Origin of the sequence: Nonomuraea sp. CA-143628 (assembly GCF_050942315.1) — a bacterium.
Lineage (GTDB): Bacteria > Actinomycetota > Actinomycetes > Streptosporangiales > Streptosporangiaceae > Nonomuraea.
The window spans coordinates 9,297,786-9,312,577 of sequence record NZ_CP192072.1 but is presented as its reverse complement, the minus strand read 5'-3'; the positions used below and the strand labels follow the sequence as shown (position 1 = coordinate 9,312,577).

The following is a 14,792-nucleotide window of genomic DNA, read 5'->3' as shown; positions in this document are numbered from 1 at the left end:
ATGCTGAGATTCGGGGTCAACTACACGCCTTCCCGGGACTGGTTCTACTCCTGGCTGGATCCGGACTGGGCGGTCACCCGGCGCGACATGGAGGCACTGGCCGGTCTCGGCCTGGACCACGTCCGGGTCATGCCGCTGTGGCCCGTTCTGCAGCCGAACCGGACGCTGATCCGCCGCCGCGCCCTCGACGACGTGCGCCGCGTCGTGGAGATCGCCGGCGAGGCCGGCCTGGACGCCAGCGTGGACGTCCTGCAGGGACACCTGTCGGGGTTCGACTTCGTGCCGAGCTGGCTGACGGACTGGCACCGGCGCAGCATGTTCACCGACCCCGACGCCATCGTCGCGCAGGCCGAGCTGGTCGAAGCCCTCGACGGGCACCTGTACGACCTGCCCAACTTCCTCGGCCTGACCCTGGGCAACGAGGTCAACCAGTTCACCTCCGCCCTGCACCCGAGCCCGATGCCGGCCACCGCGCGGCAGGTCACGGCCTGGCTGCGGGCGCTGCACGGCGACGGCCCGCGCGACCGGCGTCATTTCCGGCTCAACGCCGAATACGACGCCGTCTGGTACGCCGACGGTCACGCCTTCACCCCCGCGCACTCCGCCCGGCACGGCCGGATGAGCGTGATCCACTCGTGGATCTTCAACGGCACGGCGCAGGGGTACGGCGCGATGTCGCACGAAAGCGTCAGCCACGCCGCGTACCTCATCGAACTGTCGCGCGCCTTCGCCCTCGACCCGGCCCGCCCGGTGTGGCTGCAGGAGGTCGGCGCGCCGCTCAACCACCTCACGGAGGACCAGGCGCCGGACTTCTGTGAGGCGACCGTGCGCGCGGCGGCCGACAGCGACGCCCTGTGGGGTGTCACGTGGTGGTGCTCGCACGACGTGGAACGCCGGCTGGGCGACTTCCCCGGCCTGGAGTACAGCCTCGGCCTGATCGACGCCGACGCCACCGTCAAACCGATCGGCCGGCGCTTCGCCGACTTGGCCGCCGAGCTGCGGGACCGGCCGCGGCCTTCCCCACGGCGGGAGGCGGTCGTCGTACCGGTCGACTCCGAGGACGTTCCCGTGTCCCGGGCGGAGCTGTCGCCCGGGGGCGGCGTCTTCGAGACCTGGATGGGCCGCGCCCGCGCCGGAGCCCGCCCCACTGTGGTCACCTCCACGGTCGCGGCCGACCCGTCGGCGCTGCGGGCTCGCGGCGTCGAACGGCTCGTCCACGCCGAGCCGACGGGGCGCACGTTCTACAGCTCCGTCAGCGACGTGGAGGTACTCAACCGGACGGCCGCACATGCGGAACGCTGAGCACGTCGAGCCCGTGGAGCCGCGCGTGCGGAGCGGTGAGCCCGTGGAGCGGCTGCTCAGCGAGCTGTCCCTGCGGGAGAAGGTCGGCCAGCTCAACCAGCGGCTCTTCGGCTGGCAGGCCGTCGAGCGGGCCGCACGAGGAGGCGGGTTCCGGCTCACCGACCTCGCCCGCGCCGAGCTCGATCGGTGGGGCGGGCTCGGTGCCCTGTACGGGGTCTTCCGCGCCGACGCCTGGTCGGGCCGCTCGTGGGCTGACGGGATCCGGCCGGAGGAGCGCGCCGAGGTCGCGGCCCTGGTCCAGGACGAGGTGTCGCGGGCCGGCGGGCACCGCATCGGGGTGCTGCTGTCGGAAGAGGCCCCGCACGGGCACCAGGCGCTGGGCGGGACGCTGCTGCCCACCAACCTCGCGGTGGCCGCGGGCTGGGATCCGGAGCTGCTGACCGAGGCCGCGGCCGCCGTCGCGGCCGAGCTCGCGGCGAGCGGGGTGCACCTGGCCCTGGTGTCCGCGCTCGACCTGCTGCGCGACCCGCGCTGGGGCCGGGCGGAGGAGTGCTTCGGAGAGGACCCGCTGCTGGCCGCGGAGCTCACCAGGGCGCTGGTGATCGGCATGCAGGGTGGCGATCGTGGCGCGGTGGGTCGTGGCGGGGTCGCGATCGTGCTCAAGCATCTGGCCGCCCAAGGCGAGGCCGTCGGCGGGCGCAACGGCCAATCCGCCGTCATCGGTCCCCGCGACCTGCGCGAGCTGCACCTCCCGGCCGTCCGGGCCGCAGTGGAGGCCGGGGCCATGGGGTTCATGGCGGCCTACAACGACATTGACGGGGTGCCGTGCTGCGCCAACCGCGACCTCCTCACCGGCTTCCTGCGGGCCGAGTGCGGTTTCGACGGGATCGTCATGGCCGACGGCCTGGCGGTGGATCGGCTCATCGCGATGACGGGCGACGGGACGACCGCCGCCGTGGCCGCGATCGAGGCCGGCGTGGATCTGTCGCTCTGGGACGACTCCTTCGGCCTGCTGGAACAGGCTGCCGCCGAGGACCCGCGAGTGGCCGAGCTGGTCGACAACGCCTGCCGCCGGGTGCTCACCCTCAAGCAACGTGTCGGCCTGCTCGCGAACCGCCCGTCGGCGACGGGTCCGGCCACGTCGGCGACGGGTCCGATCACGTCGGCGACGGGTCCGATCACGTCCGCGACGGGTCCGGCAACACCCGCGACCGGTTCCGCCACCCCGGCCGCTCGCGAAAGGGTCACCTTGGTCGCTCGCACCGCCGACGACCTCGCGCGGGCCTCTCGTGTCGCCGACGGCCACTCGCGTCGCCTGGCCCGGCAGTCGCTGGTCCTGCTCCACAACGCCGACGCCCTCCTGCCCCTCGACCGGCGGACCCTGACCAAGGTGGTTCTCGCCGGTCCGAACGCCCGCGACGTCACCGCCCTGCTGGGCGACTACGTACCGCCGCTGCCCACGGGGTCGGCCGCCGGACTGGACCTGGCACTGCGGCAGGCGCTACCGGACGCCGAGGTGGTGTGCGCCTCAGAAGCGCCCACGGCGGCCGAGCTGAGCGGCGCCGACGTCGTGATCCTTGCGCTCGGCGGGACGAGTCACCGCACGTACGCGGAGGACTTCGCCGCCAACGGAGCGATCACCGGACCGGCGACCGTCGCGACCGCCGGGGAGGGGGTCGACCTGGCCGACATATCCCTGCCAGGCGGTCAGGACGACCTGGTCGCCGCCGTCCGCGCGCGGGCCCGCTGCCCCGTGGTGGCCGTGGTCATCGCTGGTCGGCCGCACGTGCTCACCGGCGTGCTGGCCCACACCGACGCCCTGCTGTGGGCCGGCTACCCCGGTCCGCACGGCGGCCCCGCGATCGTCGAGGTGCTGCTCGGCGGCTACGAGCCGGTCGGCCGCCTGCCGTTCACCGCGCCACGCCATCCGGGGGCCGTGCCGGTACGTCACAACGACCGGCACCCGGCCCACGGCGTCTACCAGGACGTGCCGGGCCCGGTGCTCTTCCCCTTCGGCTCCGGCCTGCGCTACCGGCCCGTCCGGTTCGACCGCCTGACCGCGACGGCACACGCGGACACGGTCGAGGTCAGCGTCGAGGTCGTCAACCCCGGCGCGGCCGAAGCCGAGGCCATCGTGCCGCTGTTCGGGCGGCGTACCGGAGGCGTCGTACTGCCCCGCCTGCGCGAACTGCTCGCCTTCCGCCGGGTCACCGTCCCGCCGGGCGCTCGTACCACCGTCGTCTGGAACCTGCCCGCGGCGCGCTGCTTCGCCGAGGGCGCGACGGACCGGGCCGTCACCGACCTGTACGTCGAAGACCTGCACGCGACCATCCGACCATTCAGTCACCCCCAGGTCAGTCACCCCCAGGCCGCCATCCACTCCGGATCGGCCGAGCCCATTCCCGACAGTTAGGAGTTGTGATGGCCCGATCACATCGCAGACGGGCGACGGCCCGCGCGGGCACCGCCGCCCTGGCGGCCATGCTCGCCGTCGTGCTCGCCGCCGGCGGTGCCGCCGCCAGCGACACGCTGCCCTGGACGGGCGACAGCGCGGTCGGCGCCAACCAGCCGTACCAGCACGGCTACTCCGTCACCGACCTGCTGCGCTGGAACCCCGCCGACGACGCCCACGCCGAGCTCCTGCGCGCCAAGGTGCCGCTCCAGAAGCGCAACGCCGCCAACGCCGCCACGCAGCGGAACCCGGCGCTGCCCGCCACCACCCAGCAGCTCACCTTGGCGGGCGACTACGGCAACGCCTTCTTCGAAAGCCACCCCTACACCAACGAGTTCAGCCAGTACCTGTTCTCCTACTGGCAGTACGCCGACTTCTACGGCTCCTGGCACGGCATGCCCACAGAGGGGGTGCCGACGAGCTACTACGACCCGACCAAGGACTGGCGGGAGAAGTGGTTCGAGTTCGGGATGCTCAATCTGCCGAACCCCGGATATACCAACGCGGCCCACGCGAACGGGGTGCGCTCGCTGGGCTGCCTCTTTTTCTCCGACAACGACCGCGGCGACCAGACCTACAACGAGCTCCTGGTCCGTGACGCGAACGGCGGGTTCCCCGTCGCCGCCAAGCTGATCCAGACGGCCAAGTTCTACGGGTTCGACGGCTACTTCATCAACCAGGAGGCGCGGGTCGCGCCGGCCGACATCCCGGTGTACAAGGAGTTTCTGCGGCAGCTGCGCGAGGGCGGCCTGTACGTGCAGTGGTACGACTCCATCGACAACTCCACTGGCGCCATCTCGTACCAGAACGAGTTCAACGCGGTCAACGGCCCGTTCGTGCGCGACGCGAAACTCGGCGACGTGTCCGACTCCATCTTCCTCAACTACTGGTGGAACAGGACCAAGCTCACCAACTCCAAGAGCTACGCCGCCGGCCTTGGGCTGGACTCCCGCAAGAGCGTCTTCGCCGGTGTCGAGGCCGGGCAGTACCAGTTCAACCAGCCGTACAACCTCGATGACAACCTCGACGCCAACGGCGCGCCGATGAACGCCATCGCCACCCTCGGCGCCGACTTCGTCTCGTCCGACTACGCGAACAAGACCGACGACGCCGCCCAGCGGGACGTCTTCGACCGGGAACGCCGCTGGTGGACCGGCTCCTCGGCCGGCACCACCACGCCGGAGGGCACCTGGAAGGGAATGTCCAAGTACGTCGCCGAACGCTCTGTCATCGGCGGCACCACGTTCGCCACCTCCTTCAACACCGGCCACGGCCTGTCCACCTGGACCAAGGGCCGGCTGTCCAACCAGCGGGAGTGGGGCAACATCAACCTCCAGGACATCCCGGTGACCTGGCAGTGGTGGGTGGACGCGGCCGGTACGCCGCTCAGCGCCGACTTCGACTACGGCCCCGCGTACACACCGGCGAGCCGGTTCTCCTACCAGAAGATCGGCGCCTACAACGGCGGCAGCTCCCTCGTCCTCAGCGGGACGCTCGCCGGCGACAACACCGTGCGTCTCTACAAGACGGACCTGCGGATCAACAAGGGTTCGACCCTCGACCTGACCTACAACAAGCCCTCGGCCAGCGACGATTCCGAACTCCGGCTCGGCCTCGTCCTCGCCTCCGACCCGGAGCGGCGAGTAGGGCTCGGCAGCGGTAGCTTGCGTGACCAGGCCGGGCCCGTAGGGAGCGCGACCATGAGCACTGCGAAGGTGATCCAGCTTCCGCTGACCGGCTCGGGCCGGCGCACCACGGGCTGGACGACCCGGTCGGCCGACCTGTCGGCGTACGCCGGTCAGAAGGTGGCCGCGCTCGGCCTGGTCGTCGCCGCCGGCGCCCGCCCCATCGCGGGCTACCAGGTCAACCTCGGCGCACTGGCCCTGCGTGACGGCACGAACCGCACCCCCGCCGCGCCGCAGGACCTGCGTATCACCGAGCTGCTCCCCGGGACCGGCGAACTGTTCCTGTCCTGGAAGCGCTCCGGCTACGACAAGGTACGCCGCTACGACGTCTACCTGGACGACACCTACCTGGGTGGCGCCTACGACGACGTCTACTACGTCAAGCGCTTCACGGCCACCTCGGGGACGATCAAGCTGGTGGCGGTCGGCCCGGACGGCTCGGAGAGCCCGGCGGCGACCACGTCGTTCGACCTGTCCACGGCGCCGGGCAAGGTGCAGGCGTCGGCGAAGCCGGACGGCACGCTGACGGCCGCCTGGACGCCTCCAGCGAGCGGGCAGCCGATCACGCTGACGGTCAAAAGTCTCGATACCGCCCACCCGTACACCAAGCAGGTCGAAGTTCCCGGAACGAGCTCGACCACGACGCTGACCGGCGTGCCCGTCAACGGCGACGGCTACCTCCTGACGCTGCGGGCGGGAACGGGCACGGTCACCGGGGTACGCGGGACGTTCGCCGACACCGAGATCAGCCCCTACCCGGCCTCGGCGGTGGCGATCAACGGGAACACCTTCACGTTCTCCCGGCCGACGCTTCCGGACTGGCACACCCTGACCATCCTTGAGGACGGCCAGGCGAAGTCGTTCGCGACGACGTACGGCTCGGGCGCCAAGCCGTACATCATCCGTGGCCGCACCACGCGTGCCGCCGAAACGGTGACCATGTCCGGCGCCACCAGCAAGGTGATCGCCATTCTGGAGGACTACGCCGGCAACAAGGCCACGACGGTGCTTCGCGGCAACTGAGTACGAAGGCGAGAGGAGACGTGGGCGCCCCCCTGGGCGCCCACGTCGATCACAAGCCGACTCGCCGCCGGTACGTCCCCATCGTCAGGGCGCCTGGAACCAGGCGTTGATCGTGTCGTACGTCCGGCCGGAGACGGGGTCGCTCGGCAGGTAGATGCGCAACTGGCCGCGGCCGCCCAGATGGCCGTACTCGCTGGAGACCGCGCTCATGTGGCCTTCCTTCGTGACGACGATCGCCGAATCGGCGGCGATCACGACGTGTCCGGTGCGCCGGGCGACGTTCAGGGGGTGCTGGCCGGTTCCGATGTCGCAGTTGGCCAGCAGAATGACGTCGCTCGGCTTCAGCTTCGGCAGGTTCAGGAGGAGGTCCGAGATCTGCGCCGCGTCCAGGGTCTGGTCGCCGATCCTGTTTCCCTTCTTCGAGCCGTGCCCGTCCACGTAGAGGGCGCCGTCGACGCGCCGCACCTTGCGCGCGGAGGAGGCCAGGCCGGCGTCGTGCGGGTGGTCGAGGTCGCGCAGCCAGACACCCGCGTCGGTCTCCTCGACGTGCTGCTTGAGGTGGTGCTTCAGCTCGGCGGTGAGGGGAGGCCTCATCCGCGGCACCCGCAGCGCCATGGAGTCGGCGCTGCGGCCCTGGGGGACCTGGATGGCCAGGAGGTGCCGCTCGCCTAACGACTCCTGCACGGCCAGCACCTTCAGCCTGACCCCGGACCTGAACAGCGCGTGGGCGGGCTTGCCCGACAGGTCCTCGACGTCGGCGTACTCGCTCGCCCTGATCGTCAGCCGGACGCTGTCGGGCAGATCGCCCAGCTTGCCGGGATCGTCGACGCCCTCCAGGAGTCCGTGAAAGACGACCTCCTCGCCCGGCCGGACGGCGCGCGGCAGCCAGTCCGCGGGGACGCGGGCGGAGACGTGGCCCGACGTGGTCGCCCTGGTGGCGAGTTCGGCGTCGGCCCTGTCGAGCATCGCCTCGGCCGAGGGAACGAGTGAGGGGTCGTCCGCGCGTCCGACGGCCAGTTCGTTCACCTGGCGTAGGTTGCCGCCCTCCAGGAGGTGCGGCAGGGCGGGCACCTGGCCGCCGGGCGGCCGCCATGGAGTCTCCCGGAAGTCGGGGACCAGCGGGGAGTGGTCGTGTAGCGGGCCGAGATCGAGCGGGGCGTGCGGGGACACATGGCTGATCAGGTCGAGGTGCTGCTGGTAGCGGTCGGCGAGCCCGTAGCTCTCGTACTCCGGTCGCAGCGCCTCGAACCTGGCGCGTAACGCGGCGCTGTCGGCCTCGGTGAGCAGCGCCTTGCCCGGCACGAGGTGCTCCATGCGCGGGTTGCCCATCGAATGTGTTGTGGACAGGTCCGTGGGGGTGATCCAGGCATGGAGCGCTCGCCTGTCCAGTTCGTGCCGCAGGGACGCCGGCACGGCGCGCGTCTCGTCGTTCCAGTGCCACGGGCTGATGCGGTGCTCGTACACGACGGTGGGCGCGGCCCGGTAGACGCCTTGTACGCCGTCCATGGTGGCGTGCGCCGCATGGGCGCGCCCCTCGAACTCGTCCGCGTCGGCGATGCTGACGAACTCGTGACGCAGGGCCCTGGTTCCGTCGTTGAACGTCACCACCTCCGCACTGTTCCCGGTCAGCGACACCACGTCGCTCTCGCGGACGCCGGTGGCCAGGGCGGCGCGGAGCCGGTCGCTGCCGTGCGTCTGGTACACGGTGCCATCGCTCGCCTGGTGGACCGCGGGGCCGTCCAGACCGAGCGCACGCCGGGCCAGTGCGGACTCCAGCGCGTCGGCGGCGGCCGTGCCGGTCAGTGCCAGTGCCTGCGATCCGTCGCCGAACGTCACGACGCGCCCCAGACCGGACTCGCGCGAGGCCACGACGTCGTCGAGGTTGTCCACCAGTCGCTGTACGGGGTCCACGAGGGGGTGTCCCGCGCCTGGCGGGGTGGTGTCCCTGAGGTCGGCGGCCAGGTCGGCGAGCCGCTCGGCCCGGTCGTTGAGCTGCCGCGTGGTGATCTCGGGCAGGGTCTCGTCGGAACGGACCTTGAAGATGGAGTCGGTGCCGACCGCGTTGTCCGCGATCATCCGCAGGGAGTCGGTGATCCGCCGGTGCGACTCCGCCAGACCCGCGTCCGCGAAGTCGAGCCCCAGCATTTTCACGGCGCGCTGGATCCTGACGACGTCCGCCGGCGTGAGCGGGTTGGCCGCCCACCCCTCCGGGAGGGTGCCCACCTCGCGGACGAACAACCGGCTCATCAGCTTGGCCATGGCGGGCTGCGGCATGAGGGCGGCCTCGCCGGACAGCGCGTCCAGCAGCACGGGGTCGTCCTTGAACAGGGCACCGAGCAGTCCGGCCAGGACGCCGTCGCGAGTGGCCACGGTGCCGGGCAGGTTCCACGCCTCGCCGCTCCAGCTCATGTGGTTCGGATCGCCGTACACCCACTCGAGCAGCAGCCGGGTGTCTCCAATGGGGTGGATCGAGGGCATCTTGAGTCCGAGCTCCTCGCCGAGCGAGGCGACCAGCACCTTGGCGTCTCTGGCCTCCCGGGTGGCGAAGTCGATGCGCATCGCGGGCGAGCCGTCGGAGAGCGTGACCCTGGCGCTCTCGAGACCGGCGGGCTCCCATGGGCCCTTCGTCCCTTTGGCGGCTGCCTGATCGAACTCGGACTGGGGCCGCGGTGGGTTGCCGGCCGGCCGGTCCTGGCCCCAGTTGAGCATGCTCTCGATTCGGCCGCGGGGCTCGGCGCGTGGGGCATCGGTGACCTGCGGCTCGAAGCGCTGCCAGCGGCCTTCTAACGGGCCGCGATACCCCTGGGCGGTGCCGTACGGCATGCCGTTGTCGGCGGCGACCACGACGCGGCCCGTACGGTCGGCCAGGTCCTGCAGCAGCAGGGCGTCATGGCGGGCGTGCGGCCCGAACATCCGCAGCGCGGCGTCCGGCTGGGCCGTCAGCCGCCGGTCCTCGCGCAACACGCTCGCCAGGTCGGCGGCGTCGATGTGGATGCCACGGCCCGGTACGAGCTCGCGCAGGGCGGGCGGCACGTCGGCGGGCAGCCGGCGGAAGCCGCCGACCAGGAAGCCGTCGGAGGTGGCGCGGATGCCGATGTCCACGTGGCCGGGCAGTGGCGGGCGGCGGCGCATGTCGCCCGTGACGCTCATGTCGGTGCTTTCCCGGTTGCGGAACCACAGGCCGGACCAGGTCTCCTCTCTGAAGTGGCGGATGAGGAACTGCTGACGCTGCGCGGCCGCCTCCCCAGGGCGCGGCACCGGGTCGTGGCGGGAACCGGCTGGATCGGGTCCGCCTGAGAACGCCGGGTCCTCGGCACCGTGGCGCCACCCAGCCAGGTCGGTCGCGTCGGACCTGCCTGTGGGGGAGGGCTCGGGATCGGGGCCGCCGTGGTTGTTGGGGCCTCCGCGGGGGTCGGGGATCGGCGGGCCGTCGCCGCCTGACCTGCCGAGGTGTGGGTTCCAGCTGGCCCAGTGCGCGTCCGCGGCGCCGATGGCGCCGGAGGAGACGCCCTTGAGCAGCCGTTCCAGGTCGAACGGCTGCCCGTCGAACGCCTGCGTGGTCGCGTCGGTCAGGCCGCCCGCCGCGCCGGAGGCGAGCATGAAGCCCAGCAGTGTCCGCGGCGGCGCGAGCCAGGTCGCGCCGGTCAGGAACACGCCGTTCAGCGCGCCCGTGCCCAGCGAGGTCAGCGCCTGGCCCCAGTCGATCTTGTCGCGCCGCTCCTGGCTCGCCTGCACGCCCAGGTCCATCGCGAGCATCAGGCCGCCGAACAGCCCGATGTTGAACAGCAGCCGCTTGGCCAGCTGCCTGACGATCGCCCGGGTGAAGCGGGCGCGCCACCCCGCGGCCGCCAGCCCGGTCCCGGCCGTGGCCGGGTTCGCGATGACCGGCACCAGCGTCCACAGCTGGAAGACCAGGAACCCGATCGACAGCTTGATCAGCCGCTTGGTGTACTGGACCTGCACGCCGAGGTCGTTCAGCGCCATCGCCATCCCCGCGAGACGCTTGAGCAGGTTGGCCTCGCTTTCGCCGACCTTGAGCGAGGCGTTCCTGACGAAGGCCTGGAGCGCTTCGCCGTCCCAGGTGTCCCGGTCGGGAACGGCGACGCCACTACCCTCCGCGACCCGGTAGGCCGCATCCGCCAGCGCGTCGGCCAGCGCGAACAGCTTGGACTCGTCGCCCTCGGGCCAGTCCATGCCGACGACCCAGCCGATCCACGGCCGCATCCAGCCGGGTATCTCCCCGTCGAGCAGCACCGCCCGTCAGGTCCCGGGGTGCTCTGCGACCTGGTAGTTCGCAGCCGTCACATGCATACCGTCGCCGACGCCCTCAAGCCGGTCGATGTGGTCGTTGAAGGCGTTGATGACGCCGTCGCGCATGCTGGGGAAGTCCTTCTCCATCTGGGCGCCGTACTGGTCATGTCCCATCGGCCGCCCCGCCGCCGCGAACGCTTCGCGTACGTCGCGCAGGATGCCCCGGATGCGCTCGGCCTCCTCGGCGGAAGCCTTCCCCTGCTGACGGATGCCGTGCGGCCGCGCGTTGTAACCGGGGCCCGTCATTCCTCTGTGCCGCCAGAGATCACCTGAGCATCGTACAGCTCACCCCGATGCCTCATCCTTGTCACTTGGCCGCCGCCCGCCGGAGCTCGTCGAGGATCTCGAACTCCTCGGCGCTCAGGTCGGCCGCCACACTCAGGGTGCCGTCCGAGGTGTGCATAGTGATCGGCTCAGGCCGCTCGTCCTGGTCCGGGAGGACCTCGAAGAGCGGAGGCCGCCGGTCTTCCGCGCTCATGCCTCGAATCTACAGGGCGCACTCCCGGTTGCTCGAACCAGCGGTGGGTGTCGCGTTGTCCCACCGGGGAGACGGAGGGAGTTGGTGTGGCCGGCTCCTTGTCGCAGCTGGAGCGTGATCTGGCGGAGATCCACGTCAGGCGGGGGAGCCGCAGCGCCGAGCCTCACCGCGGGCCGCGGTCCGCGGCGGGCCGCCAGCCGAGTTGGGGCCCGAGCCGGGTGGCCATGTCGGTGAGGATCTGCACGTAATCGTCGTGCTCGAAGGTGAACGGCAGCGCGAAAGCCACCTCGTCGATCTCCCGGAAGGCGGCGTGCGCGTACAGCCGCTCGGCGATCTCGGCGGAGCTGCCCACGAGGTCGGGTGCGAACATCATGCGGGCCGGCCCCTGCGGCGTGGCGGTGCGGGGCGTGCGCTTGTCGGCGTACGCCTGATACCTGGCTCGCTGCTCCGGCGTGGCCGTGTCCGTGGGGATGACGACCAGGCCCTGGGAGACGCGGGCCCGCTCACCCTCAGGGTGCCGCTCGCGGAACGCCCGTACGTGGGAGAGCTGGATCTCGACGAAGTCCTCCGACTCCTCCGCCTTCACGACGCTGCTGGTCAGGAAGTTCATGGCGTGTTCACCCGCCCAGGCGGCCGAGCGGAGGCTGGCGCCGCCGTACCACATGCGGGCGCCCAGGCCGGGCGCGTGGGGCTGGACCCGATCGGAGAAGACCTCGAAGCCCTCCACACCGCTGAAGTCGGTGGCCGGCTCGCCACGGACGAAGGACAGCAGCCGCCGCACCCGTTCGTAACTGAAGTCCTCCTGGTCGGCGGTGCCGGGGTGGAGCGCGTCCTTGACCTGGTCGTAGTGGAGCGGCGGGCCGACGCTGACGCCCGGGTTGAGCCGGCCGCCGGACAGGATGTCCACCGTGGCCAGGTCTTCGGCCAGCCGCAGCGGGTTCTCCCAGCCGAGGGGGATGACCGCGGTGCCCAGCTCGATGCGGGTGGTGCGCTGGGAGGCCGCCGCCAGGACGGCGACGGGGGAGGAGATGCCGTACTGGAGGTGACGGTGGCGCACCCACGCGCTGTCGAAGCCCAGCCGTTCGCCCAGCTCGATGATCCGCAGCGTCGACTCGTGGCCGGGGCGCGGGTCGTCACCGTCGAACAGCCCGATCGTCAGGAAACCCAGCTTGCGCAGCGGTCGCGTGGGTAGCGGCACGGTGGTTCCTCCCTCGTCATTCCTGGCAGCGGGAGAATAGCCGCGGGCTCGGCGCGCCCGCGCCACCGGGTCGCCGATCTCGGGCCGCTCCGGACCCGGGGCGTCGGCGGCGCCGACCCCTGTGCGGGGGCCGAGCGCCACCGGCGCGCACGTGTCAGCGGAAGTCGGACACGCGGAACACGGCCATCATGTCCTTGGTCCTGGCCCCGGAGCCGAAGGACGCCTCGGCGCCCACCCAGCCGCGGAAGGCTCCGCTGTCGTCGATGATCTGCTCAAGCGGTTTGACGTGGGAGTTGCCCGAGTAGCAGAACTGCTTGGCTTCCATGGCCAGGCAGGTGCACCAGTGCCACAGGGTGTCGCGGCGATCGCGGTTGGAGACTTTGACGAGGTAATACTGGATGGAGCTGATGTTCGCCTTGGTGCCGCCGCCGACGTTGGGGCAACCGCCGGACTTCTGGCAGGCGCCCGGCGACGACGGCTGCAGGTACGTCAGGCACCAGGTCGTCGTGGCGCAGTTGCGGAAGGAGGACTGCTTGAAGACCTGGCCGTCCGACTTCACGATGTTATTGCCAGCCCAGGAGACCAGGTCCTGCTTGAGCGTTCCGGAGAAGGCTCGCACGGAGCTCATCGCGCGGCGGGTGGTGAGCGAGGCGTTGCTCCCGTAGCCGTATCCGTTGGTGGCCAGGGTGCCGCCGGCGAACTGCAGCTGGGCGAGCTTGCCGTCAGGCGACAGCTTCACGCGCCACTTCTCGGTCCAGGTCTGGGCGATCTTCCACCTGATGCTCAGCACGTCGCCGGCCAGCGTGTACGTTCCCGTGCGGGATTCGTCCGGGGCGCCGGTGAAACCGGCGGCGGTCAGCACGTCGCAGGCGCGTACGCGGGTGCTGGAGCCGCCCGCCTTGGTCGCGCAGCTCGAATCCGGGACGACACCGGTCTTCTGCCTGCTCTCGGGTTTGCGCTGCCACCAGAGGTAGGTGTTCGCGCTGACGGTGCCGCCGGTCTTGAACTGGTACGTACCCAGACGCACCCAGTTCTGGGTGGACCCGGTGCGCAGGAAGCCCTGCGAGACCACAAAGTTGGCCTTCCCGCCGGGCAAGGACGACTGGGATGGTGCGGCGCTTGCCGAGGTGGCCATGGGGGCCAACAGGGTGAGCGTCGCGAGCACGGCGGTGAGAAACGCGCGCACGGAGAACCTCCTCGAATACGGTCTTTACCGATTCTTGCCTATGCGACCCCCCGATACCTCACTGTTTGGCCTATGTTCATAGCGGTCAGTCACGATTGTTGGAACTCCCGGTCTGCGGTGCCGGCAGGTCGGCGAGCCAGCCGGTCAGGATCTCGTTGACCTCCGCGGGGCGTTCCTGCTGGACCCAGTGCCCGCAGCCGTCGAGGATGTGTGAGGAGACCAGGCCCGGCAGGGTCGCCGGGAACGCCTTGATGGCGCCGGCCAGCCAGGTGGCGGTGGAGGCGTCCAGCGCGCCGCCGATGAACAGGGACGGCTGGGTGATGGGGGCGCCGTCGAAGTCGGCGAGGTCCTCCCAGTCCCGGTCCATGTTCCGGTAGCGGTTGAGCGCCCCGCTCATCCCGGTCCGCTCGAACTCCGCGGCGTAGACGTCGAGGTCGTCCTCACTGAGCCAGGCGGGCAGCCGATCGGTGGGGAAGCGCTCGCGCAGCGTCCCGCCACGGGAGACGAGAAGCGGATGGGGGGCGTCAGCGGGCGGCATGGTGTCGGCGGACAGGGCGGCGTAGAGGCCGGCGAGCCAGCCGCGGACGTCGGGCTCGATCTCGGCCTCGGCCCGGCCGGGCGCCTGGAAGTAGCCGACATAGAACTCCTCCTCCCCGCCCATGCGCGCGAACATCTCGCTGGGCCGCGGCCCGCCGCGCGGGGTGTACGGCACGCTGAGCAGCCCGACCGCGCGGAAGACGTCCGGCCTGACAAGGGCGGAGTTGGCGGCGATGGGCGCGCCCCAGTCGTGGCCCACGATCACCGCCGTCCGCTCGCCCAGGGCGTGCACCACGTCGACGTTGTCCTCGACCAGGTCGAGCATCCGGTACGCGGCTATGTCCGCAGGCTTGGAGGAGCGGCCATAGCCACGTACATCGATCGCGACCGCCCGGTAGCCGGCCGCGGCCAGTGCCGGCAGCTGGTGGCGCCAGGAGTACCAGGACTCAGGGAAGCCGTGCACCAAGAGCACCAGCGGCCCGGAGCCCTGCTCCATCAGATGGACGCGGCCGGCGCGCGTCTTGACCAGCCGATGTGTAAGCTCCGTCATCGATCCTCCAAGGCTTGTGAGCTTCGTGTCCGAAGCGGGTCGCACCATCGATCCTCCAAGACTTTCGATC

At 71.1% G+C, this 14,792-nt stretch carries 9 protein-coding genes; 3 read left to right on the top strand and 6 right to left on the bottom strand.

From position 1 onward, the window contains the following. From ACQP2T_RS42355 to ACQP2T_RS42345, 3 genes are read left to right on the top strand one after another with little or no spacing between them, the layout of a single operon-like run. A complete protein-coding gene (locus ACQP2T_RS42355) occupies positions 1-1,302 on the top strand; it encodes a glycoside hydrolase 5 family protein (RefSeq protein ID WP_433510479.1) in 1,302 nt (433 codons plus the stop codon). Between the two features lie 25 nt (positions 1,303-1,327). Then, positions 1,328-3,715, top strand: coding sequence for a glycoside hydrolase family 3 N-terminal domain-containing protein (locus ACQP2T_RS42350; RefSeq protein WP_433510478.1), 2,388 nt, complete (start codon positions 1,328-1,330; stop codon positions 3,713-3,715). An 8-nt stretch (positions 3,716-3,723) separates the two neighbouring features. Beyond that, positions 3,724-6,462 (top strand): endo-beta-N-acetylglucosaminidase, encoded by a 2,739-nt coding sequence (locus ACQP2T_RS42345; RefSeq protein ID WP_433510477.1) that lies wholly within the window; start codon positions 3,724-3,726, stop codon positions 6,460-6,462. An 84-nt stretch (positions 6,463-6,546) separates the two neighbouring features. Here ACQP2T_RS42345 and ACQP2T_RS42340 read toward each other — a convergent pair whose 3' ends face one another. The 6 genes from ACQP2T_RS42340 to ACQP2T_RS42315 form a co-directional block, all read right to left on the bottom strand. After that, a complete protein-coding gene (locus ACQP2T_RS42340) occupies positions 6,547-10,716 on the bottom strand; it encodes a hypothetical protein (RefSeq protein ID WP_433510476.1) in 4,170 nt (1,389 codons plus the stop codon). A gap of 6 nt (positions 10,717-10,722) precedes the next feature. Further along, positions 10,723-11,019: a hypothetical protein gene (locus ACQP2T_RS42335; protein ID WP_433510475.1), complete on the bottom strand. Its 297-nt coding sequence runs from the start codon at positions 11,017-11,019 to the stop codon at positions 10,723-10,725. A 61-nt stretch (positions 11,020-11,080) separates the two neighbouring features. Continuing rightward, positions 11,081-11,251 (bottom strand): hypothetical protein, encoded by a 171-nt coding sequence (locus tag ACQP2T_RS42330; RefSeq protein WP_433510474.1) that lies wholly within the window; start codon positions 11,249-11,251, stop codon positions 11,081-11,083. A 163-nt stretch (positions 11,252-11,414) separates the two neighbouring features. Next, positions 11,415-12,449, bottom strand: a complete 1,035-nt coding sequence (locus ACQP2T_RS42325; RefSeq protein WP_433510473.1) for an LLM class flavin-dependent oxidoreductase — start codon at positions 12,447-12,449, stop codon at positions 11,415-11,417. A gap of 154 nt (positions 12,450-12,603) precedes the next feature. After that, positions 12,604-13,635: a hypothetical protein gene (locus ACQP2T_RS42320; protein ID WP_433510472.1), complete on the bottom strand. Its 1,032-nt coding sequence runs from the start codon at positions 13,633-13,635 to the stop codon at positions 12,604-12,606. An 85-nt stretch (positions 13,636-13,720) separates the two neighbouring features. Continuing rightward, positions 13,721-14,722, bottom strand: a complete 1,002-nt coding sequence (locus ACQP2T_RS42315; protein WP_433510471.1) for an alpha/beta fold hydrolase — start codon at positions 14,720-14,722, stop codon at positions 13,721-13,723. Between the last annotated feature and the right edge of the window lie 70 nt (positions 14,723-14,792).

Coding starts and splice junctions, on each gene's coding strand:
- ACQP2T_RS42335 (WP_433510475.1), bottom strand. CDS start 11,019: ATGACGGGCCCCGGTTACAACGCGCGGCCGCACGGCATCCGTCAGCAG.
- ACQP2T_RS42315 (WP_433510471.1), bottom strand. CDS start 14,722: ATGACGGAGCTTACACATCGGCTGGTCAAGACGCGCGCCGGCCGCGTC.
- ACQP2T_RS42355 (WP_433510479.1), top strand. CDS start 1: ATGCTGAGATTCGGGGTCAACTACACGCCTTCCCGGGACTGGTTCTAC.
- ACQP2T_RS42345 (WP_433510477.1), top strand. CDS start 3,724: ATGGCCCGATCACATCGCAGACGGGCGACGGCCCGCGCGGGCACCGCC.
- ACQP2T_RS42330 (WP_433510474.1), bottom strand. CDS start 11,251: ATGAGCGCGGAAGACCGGCGGCCTCCGCTCTTCGAGGTCCTCCCGGAC.